20 protein-coding genes are annotated in these 18,377 nt (G+C 67.2%); 9 read left to right on the plus strand and 11 right to left on the minus strand.

The annotated features are described in order from the left end of the window. Positions 1-151: 151 nt before the first annotated feature. Positions 152-1,510, plus strand: a complete 1,359-nt coding sequence (locus E6G06_03240) for an FAD-dependent oxidoreductase (GenBank protein TML93231.1) — start codon at positions 152-154, stop codon at positions 1,508-1,510. An 18-nt stretch (positions 1,511-1,528) separates the two neighbouring features. Here the strand turns inward: E6G06_03240 and E6G06_03245 are convergent, their stop codons facing one another. After that, positions 1,529-2,290 (minus strand): maleylpyruvate isomerase family mycothiol-dependent enzyme, encoded by a 762-nt coding sequence (locus tag E6G06_03245; protein ID TML93232.1) that lies wholly within the window; start codon positions 2,288-2,290, stop codon positions 1,529-1,531. 136 nt (positions 2,291-2,426) lie between these two features. Between E6G06_03245 and E6G06_03250 the strand changes: the two genes are divergently transcribed. Then, positions 2,427-2,966: a phosphoribosyltransferase gene (locus tag E6G06_03250; GenBank protein ID TML93233.1), complete on the plus strand. Its 540-nt coding sequence runs from the start codon at positions 2,427-2,429 to the stop codon at positions 2,964-2,966. Positions 2,967-3,014: 48 nt separating this feature from the next. Here E6G06_03250 and E6G06_03255 read toward each other — a convergent pair whose 3' ends face one another. Next, positions 3,015-3,374 carry a VOC family protein gene (locus E6G06_03255; GenBank protein ID TML93234.1) on the minus strand — a complete coding sequence of 120 codons (360 nt, stop codon included), beginning with the start codon at positions 3,372-3,374 and terminating at the stop codon, positions 3,015-3,017. Between the two features lie 201 nt (positions 3,375-3,575). Here E6G06_03255 and E6G06_03260 point away from each other — a divergent pair, with 201 nt between their 5' ends. Further along, entirely contained in the window at positions 3,576-3,860 is a 285-nt protein-coding gene (locus tag E6G06_03260) for a hypothetical protein (protein ID TML93235.1), read from the plus strand. 126 nt (positions 3,861-3,986) lie between these two features. On the opposite strand, the gene E6G06_03265 is transcribed toward E6G06_03260, so the two are convergent. Beyond that, the gene (locus tag E6G06_03265) at positions 3,987-4,802 is read right to left on the minus strand and encodes an adenylate/guanylate cyclase domain-containing protein (GenBank protein ID TML93252.1); all 816 of its coding nucleotides are present in this window, start codon (positions 4,800-4,802) and stop codon (positions 3,987-3,989) included. A 153-nt stretch (positions 4,803-4,955) separates the two neighbouring features. On the opposite strand from E6G06_03265, the gene E6G06_03270 reads away from it, so the two are divergent. Genes E6G06_03270 through E6G06_03280 form a run of 3 tightly spaced genes read left to right on the plus strand, consistent with a single transcriptional unit; the run spans position 4,956 to position 6,827 of the window. Continuing rightward, positions 4,956-5,213 (plus strand): DUF664 domain-containing protein, encoded by a 258-nt coding sequence (locus E6G06_03270; protein ID TML93236.1) that lies wholly within the window; start codon positions 4,956-4,958, stop codon positions 5,211-5,213. Next, the gene (locus tag E6G06_03275) at positions 5,183-6,034 is read left to right on the plus strand and encodes a TIGR03086 family protein (protein TML93237.1); all 852 of its coding nucleotides are present in this window, start codon (positions 5,183-5,185) and stop codon (positions 6,032-6,034) included. The genes E6G06_03270 and E6G06_03275 overlap by 31 nt, the downstream gene beginning before the upstream one ends. After that, a complete protein-coding gene (locus tag E6G06_03280) occupies positions 5,961-6,827 on the plus strand; it encodes an alpha/beta hydrolase (protein TML93238.1) in 867 nt (288 codons plus the stop codon). The genes E6G06_03275 and E6G06_03280 overlap by 74 nt, the downstream gene beginning before the upstream one ends. A gap of 138 nt (positions 6,828-6,965) precedes the next feature. Here E6G06_03280 and E6G06_03285 read toward each other — a convergent pair whose 3' ends face one another. Continuing rightward, the gene (locus E6G06_03285; GenBank protein TML93239.1) at positions 6,966-7,826 is read right to left on the minus strand and encodes an alpha/beta hydrolase; all 861 of its coding nucleotides are present in this window, start codon (positions 7,824-7,826) and stop codon (positions 6,966-6,968) included. A gap of 145 nt (positions 7,827-7,971) precedes the next feature. Next, on the minus strand, positions 7,972-8,913 hold the full coding sequence (locus E6G06_03290) for an aldo/keto reductase (GenBank protein ID TML93240.1): 942 nt from the start codon (positions 8,911-8,913) through the stop codon (positions 7,972-7,974). Between the two features lie 95 nt (positions 8,914-9,008). On the opposite strand from E6G06_03290, the gene E6G06_03295 reads away from it, so the two are divergent. Beyond that, positions 9,009-9,611 carry a hypothetical protein gene (locus E6G06_03295; GenBank protein ID TML93241.1) on the plus strand — a complete coding sequence of 201 codons (603 nt, stop codon included), beginning with the start codon at positions 9,009-9,011 and terminating at the stop codon, positions 9,609-9,611. A gap of 3 nt (positions 9,612-9,614) precedes the next feature. Here E6G06_03295 and E6G06_03300 read toward each other — a convergent pair whose 3' ends face one another. From E6G06_03300 to E6G06_03320, 5 genes are all read right to left on the minus strand, one after another. Next, on the minus strand, positions 9,615-10,577 hold the full coding sequence (locus E6G06_03300; protein TML93242.1) for a hypothetical protein: 963 nt from the start codon (positions 10,575-10,577) through the stop codon (positions 9,615-9,617). A 239-nt stretch (positions 10,578-10,816) separates the two neighbouring features. Then, positions 10,817-11,842: a methyltransferase domain-containing protein gene (locus tag E6G06_03305; GenBank protein TML93243.1), complete on the minus strand. Its 1,026-nt coding sequence runs from the start codon at positions 11,840-11,842 to the stop codon at positions 10,817-10,819. Further along, positions 11,655-12,575, minus strand: coding sequence for an aminoglycoside resistance protein (locus E6G06_03310; protein TML93244.1), 921 nt, complete (start codon positions 12,573-12,575; stop codon positions 11,655-11,657). Before E6G06_03310 ends, E6G06_03305 begins: the two co-directional genes overlap by 188 nt. A gap of 43 nt (positions 12,576-12,618) precedes the next feature. After that, positions 12,619-13,860, minus strand: a complete 1,242-nt coding sequence (locus E6G06_03315; protein TML93245.1) for a hypothetical protein — start codon at positions 13,858-13,860, stop codon at positions 12,619-12,621. 108 nt (positions 13,861-13,968) lie between these two features. Continuing rightward, complete coding sequence (locus E6G06_03320; GenBank protein ID TML93246.1) at positions 13,969-14,925, minus strand: hypothetical protein; 957 nt, start codon at positions 14,923-14,925, stop codon at positions 13,969-13,971. A 96-nt stretch (positions 14,926-15,021) separates the two neighbouring features. On the opposite strand from E6G06_03320, the gene E6G06_03325 reads away from it, so the two are divergent. After that, positions 15,022-16,032, plus strand: a complete 1,011-nt coding sequence (locus E6G06_03325) for a YHYH protein (GenBank protein TML93247.1) — start codon at positions 15,022-15,024, stop codon at positions 16,030-16,032. A 575-nt stretch (positions 16,033-16,607) separates the two neighbouring features. On the opposite strand, the gene E6G06_03330 is transcribed toward E6G06_03325, so the two are convergent. Further along, on the minus strand, positions 16,608-17,141 hold the full coding sequence (locus E6G06_03330) for an SRPBCC family protein (GenBank protein TML93248.1): 534 nt from the start codon (positions 17,139-17,141) through the stop codon (positions 16,608-16,610). Between the two features lie 73 nt (positions 17,142-17,214). On the opposite strand from E6G06_03330, the gene E6G06_03335 reads away from it, so the two are divergent. Next, on the plus strand, positions 17,215-17,877 hold the full coding sequence (locus tag E6G06_03335) for a TetR/AcrR family transcriptional regulator (GenBank protein ID TML93249.1): 663 nt from the start codon (positions 17,215-17,217) through the stop codon (positions 17,875-17,877). Positions 17,878-18,377 lie beyond the last annotated feature (500 nt).

Raw genomic sequence — 18,377 nt, forward strand, 5'->3', positions numbered from 1 at the left:
CCGGCCACATCCCTCTCGACACCCGGACCAACCGTCATTCGTACACCGACCGCGTCGCCGAGGTTCCATCGATTCCCCGATCGGAGACCGTATCTGGGACCGAGCGTGCCCTGGACGCCCGGACGATGCAATCGGGTACCGTGCGGGTCGCATGCCGGAGCGGGTGGATGCGGACGTCTGCGTCGTCGGTGCCGGGTACGCTGGGCTCACGGCCGCGCGGCGGTTGAGCCAAGGTGGGAAGACGGTCGTCGTCCTCGAGGCGCGCGATCGCGTCGGGGGCCGGATCTGGACCCACCGCCTGTCCGATGGCTCTCCGGTCGACCGCGGAGGCGCGTGGCTGGGCCCCCGGCACGATGCGATCTTCGGGCTCGCGCGGGAGGTGGGGGCGTCCACGTACAAGACATGGGTGAAGGGCGCTCACCTCCTCATCGGCGAGGGACGAACGCGCCGTTACAGGGGCCTCATTCCCAAGATCAGTCCACTCGCGATCATCACGATCGCGTTGGCGCAGATGAAGCTCGATCGGATGGCGAAGCACGTCCCCGTTGACGCCCCATGGATGGCGAGGCGCGCCGATGAGTGGGATTCGCGCACGGTGGCTTGGTGGCTCGAGCGCTCCGGGATCCGGACCACCATCGCGCGCGATTTGTTCGAGATGGCGGTGCGCGGCCTGTTCACAGGTGATCTGAACGAGGTGTCGTTCCTCCACCTGTTGTTCCTCGTGCGTGCGCACGGAAGCATCAACACGCTGTTCTCGATCGAGGGTGGCTCGCAGGAGAACATGGTCGAAGGTGGCGCGGGATCCATCGCGCAACGGATCGCCGAGGACCTGGGAGACGCGGTGCGTCTGAGCGCGCCTGTACGGTCGATCACCGAGCGTGAGGATCACGTCGACGTCGACGCGGACGATCTCGCGGTGTCGGCTCGCCGCGTCGTCGTCGCGGTTCCGCCCGCGCTGACGCTCGAGATCGAGTTCGACCCCGTCGTCCCTCCGGACCGTCTGACGCTGTATCGCAGTGCGGTAGCCGGACCGGAGACGAAGACGCTCGTGGTCTACGACGAGCCGTTCTGGCGAGGCGACGGCTTCAGCGGCCAGACCTCCGAGCCCGGCTCGGTCGCGGAGGTCACTCTCGACGCGTCCCCTGCGTCGGGCAGACCCGGCGTCATCGCGGCCTTCACGTTCGGACCCGTCGCCGCGCGTGTCGACGCGCTCGACCGCGGCGAACGGCGACGGGCACTGGTCGACGCGCTCACGGCCAGGTTGGGCCGGCGCGCCGCGTCACCGTCCGAGGTCATCGAGACCGCTTGGTGGAAGGAGGAGTGGACGCGTGGGTGCTCGTTCGCGCATCTCCCCCCGGGCATCCTCACGCGCTTCGGCCCCCTGGTGCGAGAGCCTTTCGGACGGGTGCACTGGGCCGGGACGGAGACCTCGACGACGTCGCACGGCGCGATCGATGGCGCGGTGCGTTCGGGAGAACGCGCCGCGGCCGAGATACTCGACCGAACGTAGGCCTCGAGCGAGTCTTCGCTACTGAGCGTAGGTCCGCACGAGGCGGAGCACCGTCGCCGCGTCGGGGCCGTCGCCCACCAGATCGGTTGCGTCGGGGTCGACGCGACGGGCTGCGACCTCGCAGAACTCGGCTGCGGAGCCTCGGATCGTCGTGAGCGCGGGCGCATCGGGATCGAAGCGCCACGGCTCACCGTTCGGCCCGACCAGATCGAGCGCGACCGGGCCGTGCATCGCCGCGTCGGCCCGCTCGAACGCGTAGGGGAGAGTTCGCCACGCGAGCCGGGTGATGTGACGCAGCCGATCGGTGGGCTGGAGCTCGATGCCGAGCGCGGATGCGATGTCGCGGGTGTGGATCCAACACTCCGAGAGTCGTGTCGTCGCGAGGGTCTGCACCGAGAGTTGGCCTGAGATCCACGTGACGCGCTCGTGAGGATCGGCGGCGTCGAGCGCGGCGCGCATTGCTTGCGACGCTTCGTGCCACCGTTGTCGTATCGCGTCACCGCCCGCACCTCGGTCGGCATCGACTTGCGCGGCGGCGGCGTCGTCGACCGAAACGGTCTGGCGTTCGCGGTTTCCGAGAAACCCGTGGCGGAAACGATCGAAGTCTCCGTGGACGCTTGCGGTTGCGAACTCGTCGGTTTGCGCGAGGTGCACGAGCACCGCGGCGACGTCCCACCCTTCGCAGCGTGTCGGACGTTCCCAATCGTCGTTCGTGCACCCGTCGATGAGATCCGAGAGCTCAGCGTGTTGCGAAGCCAGCGCGATCAGGATGTCAGCCACGGGGCCAGGCTACGGGGCGTGCAGTCACCATGCTCACTCTTCCCGCGATGCGCCCGCTCCGGCGCCTCGGCCTCAGGCTTCGCCACCTCCACCGCGGGTCTGCGTCAGATCATCATTTCAGGGCAATCTGGGCGCGATGGAAAAGTCGCCTACCGAGCTGGGCCGCGATGCCTTCTTACGCTGCTTCGAGTGGGATGGCGGCCACGCGGATGTCTGGCGCGTCTTCAATGACGCAGTCGCCTTCGCCGAGGTAGTGGCCGGAATGGCCGCGCCATGGCGTTCCGTAGATGTCACCAAGGTCTGCGGGATCGAGTCGCGCGGCTTCATCCTCGGCGGCGCGGTAGCCAACGCGCTCGGCGTGGGCTTTGCTGCTATTCGCAAGCAAGGCAACTTGTTTCCTGGCCAGAAGCGTGAGGTTGTATCTGAGCCCGACTACCGAGGCATCCGGCAGATCTTGCGAATCCAACAGCAATCCGTCACGGCCGACGATCGATGCTTGCTCGTAGACGACTGGATCGAGCGCGGGAGTCAAGCGATCGCGGCGCGGGATCTGATCGAAGCGTGCGGAGGTGTCCTCGTCGGCGTTGCTGTCATCGTCGACCAGCTCGATAGCGATCGCGCGCAGCTCCCAGCCATCACAAGCATCATCAAAGCCGCGGAATTGCCTGGGGAGTAATCGAGCCAGATCTGAAGCCCTCGGCGCTTGCGATTCGGAGCGGGCTTACTACAACTGCCTGTCCGTCATCGGTGAACCGAACCGGATCACATTTCCGTCCGGATCAACGACCGCTCCCTCGTGTTGTCCCCACTCGGTGTCCTGGGGTGGATGGACCTCCGCTCCCGCAGCCTCCCAACGCGCCGCGACGGCGTCGGCGTCGTCGACGAACAGATAGGCACTCGCGCGGCCGTGTTCATCAAAGTTCGCCACAACGCCAAGATGGATTTCGACGTCATCCGTCACGGCGAACCCGTAGCCGCCGCCGTCGTATCTCCGCGTTGCGAACCCGAGCCGGTTGTAGTGATCCAGCGCGACGTCGAGATCGCGCACCGGGAAGATCGGCGCGACGCGTTTCAATTGGCTCATGACCTTCAAGTTACGAGACATCGTCGGTCATGACGGCGCCCGCCGGCCGGTGAGGTAGAACGCAGCTGCCAGTGAGGCGTCCCAGGTCCCGCGGGGACTACCTTGATGACCACGACGCCGAAAGCTCGCAGACGGGAAGGCGCTGAACGCTCCCACACGGTGGGTCGGAACTCGGCGCGGTGCATGGTGACGGTCTTGGCGTTGGGCTTCGTCCTGGGCGCGATCGGTTACTCAGCCGTCCCGTTTCGAGTGGACGTGCCTAAGGGCCGCTCCGGCCAGTGTGTGCCCGCCGCTCTCGCGATCGTGACCCAAGGCGATGCGGACAGCCAGACTGGCAGTTGGCTCAAGTACGGGTACTGCGCCAATGCTGCCAAGGCACGCCTGGCAACCTCCGGTGTCATCGCGGCGCTCGCGATCGTGTTCGCGGCAGGAGCATCGCGCGTGCTCCGCATGCACGAGGAGGAACACGCCGTGCTCGTCGGCTGAGCCCGCTGGTCAGTGCGTGCGAGTGCAGCGTGGATCGAGGCCGCTGCTCGCGCGGGGCCCTGGGGAGGCTCCTTCAGGACGTTCGGATGCTGTCGACACCAGGACTCTCCGGGGACTCCGAACTCATCAGTGCGCTGCAGGATCCGCCTGCCAGCGCAATGTCTGGATGCGGTAGTCGCCTGTCAGCCCCTTCAGCTCGACCGTCCCGGCGTCGGTGAAGCTGAACTCGGTGCTGTCATCGACCGCTGCGCTGACCTCTGGAGTGACGAGGATTTGGCCACCTTCGGCGAATGCGGCGACGCGCGCCGCCAGTGCGACGTTGCGGCCGAACAGGTCACCTTCGCGGTGTACGGCCACGCCGGCGTGGATGCCGATGCGCACCCGGATCGGGGTGCCGCGCAGCCGCCGGTCGCCGTTGGCCAGCGCCGTTTGGATCCCGATCGCGCACCGCATCGCCTCCGCGGGGAGGGCGAAGGCGATCATGAACCCATCGCCCTGGGACTTGATGATGTGGCCGGCGTGCTCGTTGACCTTGCGCCGCACGATCCGGTCGTGGCCATCCAGAACCCGGAGCCAGGCCTTGTCGCCGAGGCGCTCGTTGAGCGCGGTGGAGTCCTCGATGTCCGAGAAGAAGATCGTCACCGTGCCGTCGCGGGCCGCGAGGCGGCGCAGGTCAGGCTGCTCGACCTGCGCCCAACCCGCGAGCTCTTCGATCGAGCTCCGGATCGCGCCGCCGATTCCCTTCGCGCGAACAAGCGCTGCCGTCTCGAGGACGGCCTTGACCGTCGCTCGACCGCCGGAAGCCCAGGTGCTCTCCGCCGCGCTCAGCTTCCGCTCGAGCGTCGCGGCCCTGCGCCGCTGGTGCAGCCAGAGCCCGCTGGCCGTCGCCAGCGCGGCGGCCTCCACGACGATGATCAAAACGAGGACGATCGACGACACCAGACACGGCGTAGAGCATTCGCGGACCCCTGTCCAGCGGAGAGCGGACCAAGCGATAAGACTGGTGGCGCTGGAGACAGGACGGTGTCCGGATGATCGAAGACCTTGACGATTCCCGCCGCAAGGAGCCACCTTTCGTCTTTGGGCGAGCGGGAAATGCTCGAGGCATGGTTCGAGTTCCACCGCACCACCCTGCTTCTCAAGTGCGAAGGACTCGATGACCTCGGCCGCAGGAGCCGACCGGTGCCCACCTCCAAGCTGTCGCTCCATGGTCTGGTACGCCACATGGCAGAGGTTGAGCGCAACACAACGGCCATGCCGACCTCATCCGCGAGCTCGTCGATGGAAGTGTGGGCTGGTGATCGGACAATCGTCCCGCGGGGATGCTCGACGAAGCCGAGCGTCCAGCTGTGAGGGACGAGCGCCGACCGTCGTCGCGCGAGCGCGAAATGAGCGGCCCGGCGGCGTGGCCGTCGGATCTAAGGCCGAAACGCGTGCACCTTGTGGCGCCCGAACTGCCTGATTGGCGCCGCACGTATGTCCCGACACCGTCCCGTTCGATACGATGTGAGCGCCGTACATCACGGAGCATGACGTTGCGCTTGACGGCGCAGATGCACGTCGTCGTCGACGAGAACTCGAGACAGACAACCGAGAGGTGGGCCATGGATCTGCTACCGACTATGGAGAAGGTGCTCGACCGCGCGGGGACGGTGGTCGACGGAGTCGAGCCGAGCGAGTTGGGCAACGCAACCCCCTGCACAGAGTGGACGGTGCGCGACGTGATCAACCACGTCGTCGGCGGCGCCACCATGTTCGCCGAGTGCGTCGAGCAGGGATCGGTCCAGGACGACCGCCTCGGGCAGCTGATGGGTGGCGACAACCTTGGTGATGACTACAAGGGCGCGTTCCACGTGGCGTCCGACCGTGCGCGTGCTGCGTTCAGCGGCCAGGGTGCGCTGGAGAAGATGGTCAAGCTGCCCTTCGGTGAAATGCCGGCGGGCGTCGCACTGAACATTGCGGTGATGGACGTCATGACGCACGCGCTCGACATTGCCAAGGCGACCGGCCAGACGGTGGACGACGACGAACTGCTCGAGACTGCGCTCACGATCGGCCGCCAGTTGATCACCGCTGACTTCCGGAAGCCGGGCGTCTTCGATGCCGAGCAGCCGGCGCCGCCGAACGCGTCCACCGCCGACAAGCTCCTCGCCTTCGCAGGCAGAAAGGTGTAGCGCAGAACGCCGGGGGAGATCTCCCCCGCCAAGCGTCTCGACGATGCGCTATCCCGTCATCTTCCTGCCTGGGATCATCGCGCCGGCAACCATCCGTTATGGCCCGCTCGTAGAGCGCCTCGCCGACGTGGACGTCGTCGTCCGAGATCTCGCCGTCTACGACGATGACCAGCCACCGGGCGACTTCTCGATCGACACGGAGCTCGTTGCGCTCGACCGCGCCGCCCACGACGCGGGGTTGACAAAGTTCCACCTCTACGGTCACTCGGGTGGCGGAGCGGTCGCGCTCGCCTACGCGGTGTCGCGCGGCGATCGCGTGCAGAGCTTGGCGGTGGACGAGCCGGCGTCGGACATGACCGCGGAGGGCGACGCGGTGTACGGCTGGCCAGAGTTCGACGAAGCGGTGTTGCTCCCACCCGCCGAGTCGATGGCTGCCTTCATGCGACTGCAGGTTGCCGAGGACGTGATTCTTCCCGCGCCTCCCGCCGGGAAGCCGCCCCCGTGGATGGCGAAGCGACCGGCGGCAATCCGGGCGTTCGTGGGCGCGCTGCGTCGTCACCGTGTCGAGCCGGCCGCGTACGCGGGCTTCGCTTCGCCGGTCTACTTCAGTCGCGGGTCACGAACGCATCCCCGTTGGGAGGCGATGCAGACGCGGCTCGCTGGACTGTTCCCGGACTTCACGGGTGAAGTGTTCGAAGGACTCCACCACCTCAACACCTCGCACCAGGCCGAGCCAGATCGCGTGGCCGCAACCCTCGTGGGGTTCTGGGAGCGATCCGAAGCGGGCGCGTAGCCAACAGGGCGCTCTCGCAGGGTCTCACCATCCAGTTGTACGCCGTCGAGAACGGTTCGCACCAGGAAACTCCGGGCAGGAGCTTCCAAACGCATGACCAACCGCCGCTACACCGCGGGAACACCCGGCCGTGCGTCCTCAGGTGGCCGCGTGAGCGAGGTCCATCTCCCACCACAGGAAGTTCCTCGACTGGTCGAGGATCTGTTGACGGTGCTCGCTATATGGGACGTGGCACGTTTCCTTCCAGTACTCGAGGAACGCGTCGAGCCCTTGAGCCTGCGCGGCGTCGATCGTGCTCAGGGCCCACTGGTACGACACGAGCGGGTCGGTTGTGCAGTGGAAGTCGAGCGCCGGGGCGTCGCCCGGCGAGATGGTGCCGACCACGAGCTGCGCACCTGAGAGCGAGACCGCTGCTCGCACGCTCGCCGACGGATCCTCCGAGGACGAATAGCCCACGTTGAGCGCGGTGATCGCACCCGCGGACGAGCCGCCGATGGCGATGCGGTTCGGGTCGATGCCGTATGTCGCGGCGTTGCTACGGAGGAAACGCACGGCGGTCTGGGCATCTTCTGCGGCCTCCTTGATCGCCGCCACGCAATTCGAGAACGATCCCGAGCACCCCGGTGACTCGAGCCGATAGTCGATCGAGACGTTCAGGTAGCCCTTCTTGGAGAACGTCGTCGCTTCATCGACGAGCTCGGACGACGTCTTACTGCCACAACAGAACGAGCCGCCGTGGACCCACACGATCGCGGGCCGACTGGTGACCGTGTCGCCAGTGGGCTGGTACATGTCGAGTTTCAATGTGATCGTCTGGTTCTCGAGATTGACCGCGCTGCCGTAGGTCACGTCGCTCGTCACCGTGACCGCAGTGATGATCGGGTCGCGGTACCGCACGGGCGCGGTGCCGGGTGGCGTGATGTTCGGCCATATCGGCCCGCATCCGGCGGCGACGATCACGAGCACAGCGACGACGGGCAGCAGAAGGCGATGACGCATGATGCGATGGTCGTGCCGCGACCGGCCCGCGGTCAAGTCAGGGGCGCGTACGACGTCGAGGAGACCTGGAGCATCTCGTATCGAAGACAACCGATCGAGAGCGGGCTGGCGGGACAGGACTGCATCGCTCGGCTCCCTTGGCGCTTCAGTTTGCGAGCACCCGTACAGCTTCGAGCTGTCTGGCGTCGAGTGCTTCGAAGGTCGCGTACGCCGCGACGTTCTCCCTGAGCTGCTCGGGCGTGCGTGCGCCGAAGAGCACGCTCGCAAGATGCCGGTGCGAGAACGCGTATGCGAAGGCCACGTGTGACGGTGGCACACCCCATTGCTCCGCGAGCGCCACGACCTTCGGGGCGAGTTCCTTCCCTGCCCGGTTGAGCGGAGATTCGTTGTCGTCAACCCGACCGTGCTCCCCGCGCAGGTACTTGCCGGTGAGCGCGCCCCCGGCGAGCACGAAGCTCGCAACGAGCGCGATCGGCCCCCGCACGAACGCCCGATGCATGTCAGGGTCATCAGGATCGCGGTGCTCGACGAGACTCGTGACCATCTGCGCCGCCGCAGGCGCAGGGACGCCGGCCTGTTCGCAGAGGGCGAGCGCTTCGAGATGCTGCGCGACGGTCCACATGCACGTGCCCCACGCGCGAGCGATCCCGGACCGGATGAGCCCGGCGACCTGCTCGATCAGCTCGGCCATCGTGAGATGAGGAGGCGGTGCGACGGCGTAGATGAGGTCGACGTGATCGAAGCCCATGCGGCCAAGCGAGCCGTCGAGCTCGGCGTTCGCGTCCTCCTCGGGCCAGTGCTCCCACCACAGCTTGTTCGCGACAATGACTTCTTCGCGCGCCCAACCAGCGGCGCGGAACAACTCACCGAACACGACCTCGGACCACCCCGTCGGCGTCGGCGCCCGTCCAGTCTCGTCGTCGTAGCGCGCATCATCGAGGAATGTGATCCCTGCCTCCCGCGCCGCGCACATCACCGCGACACCCTGCTCTCGCGGAATGCGCTCATACGTCCTCCATGAGCCCAGCGACATCACCGACACGTCGAAGCCCGAGGCACCCAGCGGGCGGCGAGGTAGAAGCGTCACCAGAACTTGTTCTACCGCGGACGTCGAGCGCGTGCTCTTCGGACCGTCCTCAACGGGACACTCATTCGTGACCCCCTGCCACCGATAATGGTCTCGTGGAGCAGGCACCGCATCCCTCCTTCAGTCCCGATGGCGAGTGGTGGTGGTCGGGGACCGACTGGATGTCGACGGTGTCGCCCGACGGCAGGTGGCGCTGGACGGGGGCCCAGTGGACGCCGCTCCCTCACGTTCAAGGTTCGGGATATCGCATCCCCCGACAGGTCATCCGTGACGGCGCGATCTGGCTGGTTCTGTTCGGCCTGTGGGCGCCCGTCGTCGCCGTGCTCGCGCTCAATGAAGTGTCCGTGCGAGTGTTCTTGGCACTTGGAGCGCCACTTGGAGCCGTCGCGGTTTTGTCGACACTGCTCTTCGGGGGGCGGCTGGGACGACGAGGTCACTGGCGTGAGCTCGGACTCGCGGCCCTGGCCGGAACCGCCGAGCTTCTGTTCTTGTATGGCGTTGCCATGGTCGTGTCGCCGGACCCGAACAACACGAACGACATCGCCGCCGGCGCCGGAGTTGTCATCTTGAGCGTTCCGACGCTGCTCGTCGTCGCCTCGTTGCTCGGTCTCGGAGGTCTCGTCGGCCGCTGGTCACCACGACCGCGTCGGTTCAGGTGCGCGCGACCGCTTCCTGATCGCGGTCCCGAACTGAAGTAGCGGTCAGCTCGAGCGACGAGTCGGTCGGTCGGCCGTCTGCAGCGGGTGGGCGCGGAAGAACTTCCACATGACTTCGTCGGCCGAGATCGAAAACGTGGTCGGCCCGACAGCGGCTTCGATCTGTTTGGAGAACTCGCTGCCGGGCCAGGTGTGGCCTCCGCCCTCGATGCGGTAGAAGTCGACGTCGGCGCCTCGCGGACATCTGTAGCGCACGAGCGTCACGTCCGACGCGACCCGATGCTCCGAGGGCTGATCGGGACAGCGGTTGCGCTCGGCCCACGCCGCGACGACCGTCGGGATCGGCGGCTCGTCCTTGGCGAATCCCGCCTTCTCGCCGATCGTGCGGCCGGACCGGTCGGGCGGGAGCGCGAGTGCGTCGGGCCCGAGCCCCCCGTCGAAGGCGACCCACCTGTCGGCCGTCCCGTGAAAGACAACCATCGGGACGGCCCGCGACGGGGGGCAGCCCTCGTAATCGCGGACCCCGGCGACCGGCGCCACCGCGGCGAAACGATCGGCGTACACACACGCGATGGCCGATACGAGAAAGGCTCCGTTGGAGTAGCCGGCCGCGAACACCCGGCGCTCGTCGATGCAGAGCGTCCGTTCGGCCTCGTCGAGCAGGTCACCGACGAAACGAACGTCGACGGAGTCGATCCTGCCGTGGAATGCCGTATCCCAGTAGGAGTCGAGCCCAGTGCCGAGGCCCTGCGGGGTGATCGTTACGAAGCCCTGCCCGTCCCCGTACCGACCGAGCGCGCTGTTCGCCACATGCACCTGAGCGCCTTCCGAAGCACCGTGGAAGTCGATCACGAGCGGGATCGGCGTTCCGAACCGGTATTCGGGCGGGACGTGGCGGATGTAGGTGCGTTGCATGCCGCCTGAGGTCATTGTGAGCGTCGTCTCGCCCGGCGCGACGCCCGTGCCCGATCCGTCACACGCAGGCGACGCGAGGGCGGAGTCGCTCAAGCCGCTGGAAGTCTTCGGCGCCGACGAACGTCCGCCCCCCTGGCACGCTCCGACGAGCACAAACGCTACGAGCACGCCGATGACGCGGCGAACCGCCACGGCCCGAGAGTACCGCCGCTCGAAGGTCCGGGTCGTGCCGGTTGGGCGCGTAGGCGTCGCTCAGACGGTGCTCACGAGCTCGAGGCGGGGCCATGGCTGAACCTCGGCGCTCGCGGAACTGCTCGATGTGCGACCGAGTCTCACTGGGGGACGCTGGTGACGATCAAGAGATGTGCGCTCAGCCCGAGGAGCGATGGTTCCGCCTCCACGGCTTCGGCGGCGAACAAGATGACCGCTCTGCCCTCTTCCGTGGACCAATGGGGCGCGAGGTCCGGCAGCCAGCCCGCGAGGCCCTCCACACCGAGAAGCTCCCGGACCGTCAGCCCCGCCTCTTCTGCCTCAGCTCGCAACTCGGCCGGATGATGGAAGAACGCCGTGGTGAACCAGTGCGATCGGTTCTCAGGATTGCGATGCTGGCCATCTCGAAGATCTCGCTCGACGATCTGTCTGAAGTCGCGGTCGAAGAGGAACCGCCGGGCAAGGCCATCGAACAGCGACGCGAAACTACTGATGCCGGCGCACGCGACAATGCCACCGGAGCGGACGACTCGTCGGGCTTCGCGGAGGGCGTCGATACGATCGGATCGGTCCGTGAGGTGGTACAGAGGACCGAAGACAAGCGCGACGTCAAAGCTGTCGTCAGGAAGTGACAGTTCTCGGGCGTCACCCAGCTCTGCGGTAACCCCCTGTGGCCCAAGCTCGACTCGAACGTTCTCCACATGTCGAGGCGTGACGTCGACGACGTGGACACTGTGACCCTCTTCCGCGAGCCACGACGCGTGGACGCCCGTTCCGCCGCCTATGTCCAAGATCCGCGCAGGCGGGTCGGGCAGATATCGGTGCAGGATCTCCCTCGTCCGCACCAGCTCGAGCTGACCGAAGCCTGTCGCGATGCGGTCCTCCTCTCGAATGCTCTCGTAGTGCCCGACGACCGCCTTCTCGTCCTCCATCTCGTCAACGCTAGGGACGCCGTCGCATCTATGAGCGGGGGACCTGGGAAGCGAGCGAGAGCAACGGCGCGGCTCGGTCACGCCAGTTGTCACCGGCTCCCCACAGGTCCAGGACGAACATGCTTGCGAAGGCGAGGCACCAGTCGATGAGGCGGGCGACGTCGGCGTCGATAGCCGTCGCGAGCCGAGCAGCACGCGCCTCGATCGTGGCGACATCGCCTGCTTGCCATACGAGCAGGTCGATGGCGTCGTACGCCGGGTCACCGAGGCACGGTGCCGGGTCGATGGCGACCAGGCCGCGGCGCTCTCCGCCGTCGAGCACGTTTACAGGCGTGAGGTCGCCGTGGAGCAGGGCCGTGGGAGACCGTTGCGCAGCGAGTCGAGCCGCATAGGCGCGGCCACGCGCGAAGAGGTCCTCGGGGACCAGCTCGACGAGCTCGGGATGGAGCTGTCGCTGCCCGGCCCAGGAGTCGAACAGATACGCGATCCGGTGCGTCAGCGGTGGGAACGCCGCCCCGGCGGAACCGTGACTGTGCAGTGAGGTGAGGAGCTCCGCGACGCTCTCCATTGCCGGGTACCGGGAGGCGTCGCGGAGCATCCCTCCTGGCTCGATGGCCTCCATCAACAGAGCCCCCACGCCGGCGTCGACCGCGTGAACCACGGGGACATGAGGCGTCGCCCAGGTCGCGAGAGCATCCGCTTCCATCCCGAGGCGCGCACGATCGGGGGCGACCTTCAGGACCGCGGAGCGTCCATCGGCGGTGTCGCATCGGATGACCACCGACATGCTGCCTTGGGGGATGAGCGGCCCGAACTCCAGCCCCCAGCGCTCGCCGAGCGCTGCGAGAAGCGCCGGCAACTCCTCCAGCCACGGGTCGATCTCGTTGCCGAAACGCGCTCTGAGCCGACGCCGGGCTCGCTCGTCGACGCTCGGCACTGGCGATCCCATGGCTGACAGGGCGCCGCGAGCCACTCAACTCCAGACCGCCGTATCACGTTCCCTGGCAGCGGCCGATCGTGTCGGTGTTGAACGTGCCGTCGGCGCAGCGGAGGTTGGGGTTCTCGTGCGAGAAGACGCCGGCGGGGCTCTCCCACGAGGGCACGACCCAGGCGTGCACCATCCAGCCGGTGATGTTCATGAAGGACCCTCCGAGCGACGCGCACTGGGCTTGGGTCACATCTGAGTCGGGTGGGAACAGGACGTCGACTCCCTTCAGGCAGATGTTGCTGTGGCGGTGCCAGTGGTCGTTCGGGCCGGCGAATCCTTCAGGAGGGGTGTTGCCCATGGCGTAGTACATGAGGCCGACCATCTGGGAGGTGGGACTCGTGCCGTCGTAGATCAGCGCCAGTGGCTTGGCGGGGTCGAATGACCCTCCGAAGCCACCACGAAAGCTGATGTAGTGCGCCCCACTCCCGGGCCCGAAGCCACCGATGACGTGGTAGCCCGCCGCCACGACACTGGCGACCGTCGGGTAACGCATCGCCGTCGCGCGGGCGACGACGAGCTGCTGCTGGAGCACGGCGCGTGTGTTCGGATCGAGCGGCTTGTCGGGCTGGGCTTCGGCGGCGACATCTTGTGCTTTGACGCCGTGGATGTGGTGACCGTTCAGGTCGGTCGGTCCGGTCGGCCCGGTCGCTGCGGCCGACGACGCCGTCGTCCCGTGATCGTGTGCGCCGTGGGCTGCGGCCGAGTGGTTGCGGGCTGCGGGTGCCGCGATGAGCGCGGAGGTGAGCGCCAGTACCGCGACGACTGCGACCAGAGCCACGCCGTTCGAGCGGAACCGGAGCACGGCCTGCGAGAGCAGCATCGCGGTGAGCACGACGGTCGCGGCCTCCGTCGCGACGGTCAGGCCGTCGACGATCGTCACTGACTCGGCGTGACCTGCGTGCGCGCCGAACGGAAAGCCGACGGTACGGCTCACCGCCCAAGCCTCGATGCACGCGGCGCTGACTGCGACGACAGCGATTTGGACGCGCCGCGAATATCGGAACACCACTGCCACTGCGAGCCCCATCTGGAGCCAGGCCACAACGAGAAAGCCGACGCCTTCGGCGGTGGACTCGCCGAAATGCGACGGTGCCATGGCGAAGTGCACCGCGCCCGCGCCGACGAGGAGGGCGGCCGCCAGCCACTGGACGAAGCCGATCTCGGTCGACCTGTCAGCGCTACTTCGACGCGCCGACGGCTTGTCCTCGAGCGATTCGATGGTCGGCCGGTCGAGAACAGTTGCCATGACGATCCCCCGATCGTGGGTCGAGCACGTGCGACCACTCGTCGCTGGACGTGAACCGTACCGCTTTGCCCATTCGCGTGGCGTTCCGCCGTCGTTGCGGGCTGCGGGTCAGCCCAGCAGGTAGCGCTCGCGAAGCGCGGCGGTCGTCCGCTTCGGGAGGGCGCCCGCGGCGAGGAGGTCCTCGAGGGTGATCGAGGCGAAGGTAAACCGGTCCACGAGAAGGTCCCGGTAGCGGGTGCACGCGTCGACGACCGCGCCGTTGCCGGCGGGGTGGACTACGACGTAGCGGCCCCACGTCCACTGGCCCGCGTGCTGGAGCATCGACAGCAGCAGCAGGTGTTCGAGCCACATCATGGCCAGCTCCGACCGGCTCGCGGCCAGGTCGAGCGCCCGCCGCTCGAAGATGCCCGAGCGCAAGGCGACCTCGCGGTTGCGCGACAGGTTGCTCAGCTTCGGGATCTCGACCTTCATCCGTTCGTGGTACTTGGTGTCCACGGCCACGACCCCGCGGGTCCCGTCGTCGAGGTCGAGGACGAAGACGGCGTCGAACGACCGGAGGCTGTTGAGGTACGAGGGGTCGAACCGGCCGGGCGAGTGGGCGAAGCGCACCTCGGTCACGGTCCCCGGTGCGTCCGGCCACCAGGTGTGCGCGGCCCGGTCGGCTCGTGCGAGGTCGGTGGCCAGGTCGCCGAACAGGTTGAAGGCCAGCGTCGGCGACCACAGCAGGTCGGCCCATAGCCGCTGGTGGTCGAAGCTCTGGTGCCGCTCGGCCACCGCCGCTCGGGCCTTCGCGGCTGCGAACGCCGCGGGGGTCAGGAAGTTCGCACCCGTCTCGACGGCGTAGTCGAAGGCGAGCCGGCTCCCGACCGGCCGCACCGCTCGCCCGGCCGCCGGCGGCTTGATCGGCTGCGACCCGATCGGATGCCCCTTCGCCTCCCGCCAGCGCGCCTGGTGCAACCGCGCCGCCCGCCGGAACGCCGTGACGTCCGGCCGCCCGGGAGCGTTGTCATCCTCCTCCCAGCAGGACGCCGCCTCCAGCTTCCGGCGGCTCGGCCCCTCCCGCATTCCCGGCATGGTAGGGGTCCCCGTTGACGGTCGGGCTGGAGGATTCAAACCTCTGCGCGGCCTTGTCAGCCGTGGGTGACCTCGAAGAGTTGCCAGTTGTCGGGAACAATGCACGGGGTGCGACCGCCTCGATCGTGGCGTCTCCTCGGCGTTCCTGTGGCCACAGTTCTCGCTTTGACCGCGTGCAGCTCCGGGACCGCGTCACGTTCCCGTGCTCCGGCGGCACCAGCGAATCGACGCCAGAACATCTGGCGGACGCCCTCGTCGTCGATCAACCCGACAGCATTGCCGTTGCGCGATCAGCACTACGTGACGGATGCGCCGAAGAAGGGCTACGTCTTCAGCTGCGATCCCAGGATGTTCCAGCAGACCAATGCCCCGGGGGCCCAACGGGACGGGCCGTGGATCGACAAGGCGGCAGGTACGTACGACGTCACGAAGAAGCCTGTCTTCCGGGGGCACGTCTACAACCGCGACGCGGTGTTCACGATCACGACGACGTCGGACCAACGTGCGATCAAGGGCAACGGCCTTGCGCTCGGCGTGCCCACCGGCATCTTCCCAGTCGAACCTGGCGATCCGGCCTACAAATACGATCGGAACCCGAATCGCATCACGGCCCAGAACATCTCCTTCTCGATTCCACGCAATCCCACACCGGCAGCATCGGCCGCGTGTATCTACAAGGAGGTTGGGATCACGCTCGACGGAGTGCAAGAGCACGGGCCTCTCGACTCCACCGGCCGCGATGAGCTCGCACACGAGATTCAGGACGCCTGCACGGGTGGACCGCAACCCGGCGGTGGGTATCACCGTCACGCGCTCTCGGAATGCACTCCTCATATCGATCTGCGGAACGCGCTCGTCGGCTATGCGCTCGACGGCTTCGGCATCTTCAGCCCCTATGACCAGAACGGGAAAGAGCTGACGACCAGAGATCTCGACGCCTGCCACGGCAAGACTTCGAAGATCTCGTGGGAAGGGAAGACCGTCAGCATGTATCACTACGTGATGACGCGAGACTTTCCCTACACGGTCGCATGCTTTCGCGGGACGCCGACGAGGAACGCCTTCCCGGCCCTTCCCGGCGCTCCTCCGCAACACTGAACAGCACGCGCCGTCCGTTCTCAGTTTCGTCGTGGGGACCGCGTCGTGAGCCCCAACCCTCTATCGCCTGCCGGCTCGGTGGCGCTGTACGAAGAGGATCGCGATTCCCAGCACCACGCCCACGGCCAGCACGACCCAGACAAAGGCCACGTAGACCGCATGCTCAACTGCCATGGGTCCGAGGGTACGGGGAGGGGCGTTGCCTTCGTGCGGACCCCCGGACGGCCCTACCGGGTGCCGCCCGACCTCAATCGCGCATCCGGTGCAGCACGCGCACGACGAGACCGATCGTCACGCCGATGGCGAGCACTCCCCAGATCAAACTGTTTGCCGCGTGCCCGGCCGCAGCCATCACAGATGGCCTACCCCGGTGCAGGGGGAAGTCAATCCCGACAGCGACAGATCGTCTCAACATCCGCGTCGCTGGCCTGCTCGGTCAGGCGTGGCGCGGAGAAGTGCGCAGATCGCCGGTCCGTGCGCGCTCTCGAGTCTTCGCCCGTTTGTTCTGGCGCTTCGTGCTGTGCAACTGCGGATCGGCGTACGGAGCACGCCGGCCGGACGACCTTTCTCGTCCTCTACGTGTACGCCGTCTGGGACTCGTCGTCCTTACCGTGGACGTCGGGCGAAGCTGCGTTGCCGACTGCATCGGCTTCCGCGGTCCGCTTGATTGCCTCGAGCGTACGGCGCAGGTGCGGACGCATGTCCATGTGGTGCGGCAGCATCCGTCGGTAGACGGCGAGCAGTAGCCGTGGCGGCAGCTTGACCACCTCGTAGGACTCGGTGACGTTGGTTCCGTCACGAGCGGGCTCGAAGCGGTAGCGCCAGACCGTCGAGTCGGGCTTGGTCGGCGCGGGCACCGTCCGGAACGAGAACTCGTGACCGGGGTCGGCCGTGAGGACCTCGCAGATCCGAGACCAGCGCGACAGCTTGTTCGCGGCGTTCCGGCCCCGGAAGCGGGCGCGGGGGGCCGCTTGCCGGGCGTCGTCGAGCCATTCGGCGCGGCGGCATTCCGGACTGAACTCGCCGATCCTCGTGACGTCGGCTACGAGGTCGTAGATCGCCCGGGGAGGCGCTTCTACGTGGACCGTGACCTGACCGCTGGTGCGCATCTCCACCTCCGACTGACAGCTGCCCCTTCACCCGAACATTGGTTCCAGTGTCAGTGGAACCAATACACCGACAATGTATGATGGGGTGGTGACCAGCGTCAAGAGGGTCTATGACACAACCCGCCGCCAGGCGCAGGCCCAGGCGACCCGCCAGGACGTCCTCGACGCCGCGGGCCGACTGTTCGCCGCCGCGGGCTATGCGGCTACGACCGTGGACGAAATCGCGGCGGAGGCGGGTGTGTCGCGAGAGACGATCTTCAAGGCCTTTGGCAGCAAGCGTGAGGTCCTGCGGCTCTGGGTCGAGCGGGAGGTCGCCGGCCCCGAGGAGCCGGTCCCGATCCAGCAGCAGACCTGGGTAAGCGAGATGCGAGAAGCCCTCGACCAGCAGACCCAGCTCGAAACTGCAGTCGCCGCTGTTTGTCGCATCCATGACCGCTCCATCGACGCCATCGAAGTGCTGCGCGCCGCGGCACACGCCGAGCCGGAGATCGCCGCCCTGTGGGAACAGGCTCGCCGCCGACGACGGCAAGACGTCCACGCTGTGACTGAGCTACTCGCCGCGACGGGCTCCTTGACACCCGGCCTCAGCACCGAAGAAGTCGTCGACGTCGTGTACGCGCTCAGCAGTCCGGAGCTTTACGACCTGTTCGTGCACCAGTGCAACTGGCGGCCCGAGCGGTTCGAGTGGTGGCTCGTCGAGTCACTCCGCCAGCTGGCGTTGGCCCCATCCCGCTAGTGAATTCGACGCGCTTCCCAGGTCGATCGAGTGGAGCTGCGCCAGCGATGCTAGAGATCGCGCAGTGCAACGACATAGAACCCCGACGAAGGCGACAAAGGACAGCAGCGCGAGCGACGCGCCGATGAGGAGCGCGATGCTGGATCGGCGTCGCCAACCCGTTCCCCACCACGTGACCGCCGCAGCACATCCCACCGCTACAAGCCAGCCGATCGCCGCAAGCGGCCAATATTTCGACAACTGGAGCGACGCCGCCGCGCAGACTGCGCCGGCGACTAGTCCGGCGGCGAGCACCACCTGCTGGGGGCGTTCATCCATACCTCTAGTCTGCGAGCGCAGAGCCAATCGCTCCATCTGGGGAAGCCCTCATCTGGCTTGGTCTCAGGGGATCAACGCAACACCCGCCTCGGTCGGGTTCGATCAGAGCGGGAGGTTGTGCCGTGGAGTGGATCTCAGATGAGGCCAAGGCTCGTATCGCCGAGCTGTGGGCGGAAGACGCG

The sequence above is a fragment of the Actinomycetota bacterium genome, from assembly GCA_005888325.1.
Lineage (GTDB): Bacteria > Actinomycetota > Acidimicrobiia > Acidimicrobiales > AC-14 > AC-14.

What these genes read in the sequence shown, in the direction of transcription:
- E6G06_03305 (TML93243.1), bottom strand. Translation starts at nt 11,842, where the DNA reads ATGTCGCCACGATCGAGGCGCGTGCTGCTCGGCTCGCGACGGCTATCG.
- E6G06_03335 (TML93249.1), top strand. Translation starts at nt 17,215, where the DNA reads ATGTATGATGGGGTGGTGACCAGCGTCAAGAGGGTCTATGACACAACC.
- E6G06_03320 (TML93246.1), bottom strand. Translation starts at nt 14,925, where the DNA reads ATGCGGGAGGGGCCGAGCCGCCGGAAGCTGGAGGCGGCGTCCTGCTGG.
- E6G06_03310 (TML93244.1), bottom strand. Translation starts at nt 12,575, where the DNA reads ATGGGATCGCCAGTGCCGAGCGTCGACGAGCGAGCCCGGCGTCGGCTC.
- E6G06_03270 (TML93236.1), top strand. Translation starts at nt 4,956, where the DNA reads ATGCTCGAGGCATGGTTCGAGTTCCACCGCACCACCCTGCTTCTCAAG.
- E6G06_03285 (TML93239.1), bottom strand. Translation starts at nt 7,826, where the DNA reads ATGCGTCATCGCCTTCTGCTGCCCGTCGTCGCTGTGCTCGTGATCGTC.
- E6G06_03315 (TML93245.1), bottom strand. Translation starts at nt 13,860, where the DNA reads ATGGCAACTGTTCTCGACCGGCCGACCATCGAATCGCTCGAGGACAAG.
- E6G06_03275 (TML93237.1), top strand. Translation starts at nt 5,183, where the DNA reads ATGCTCGACGAAGCCGAGCGTCCAGCTGTGAGGGACGAGCGCCGACCG.
- E6G06_03240 (TML93231.1), top strand. Translation starts at nt 152, where the DNA reads ATGCCGGAGCGGGTGGATGCGGACGTCTGCGTCGTCGGTGCCGGGTAC.
- E6G06_03255 (TML93234.1), bottom strand. Translation starts at nt 3,374, where the DNA reads ATGAGCCAATTGAAACGCGTCGCGCCGATCTTCCCGGTGCGCGATCTC.
- E6G06_03250 (TML93233.1), top strand. Translation starts at nt 2,427, where the DNA reads ATGGAAAAGTCGCCTACCGAGCTGGGCCGCGATGCCTTCTTACGCTGC.
- E6G06_03280 (TML93238.1), top strand. Translation starts at nt 5,961, where the DNA reads ATGCCGAGCAGCCGGCGCCGCCGAACGCGTCCACCGCCGACAAGCTCC.
- E6G06_03330 (TML93248.1), bottom strand. Translation starts at nt 17,141, where the DNA reads ATGCGCACCAGCGGTCAGGTCACGGTCCACGTAGAAGCGCCTCCCCGG.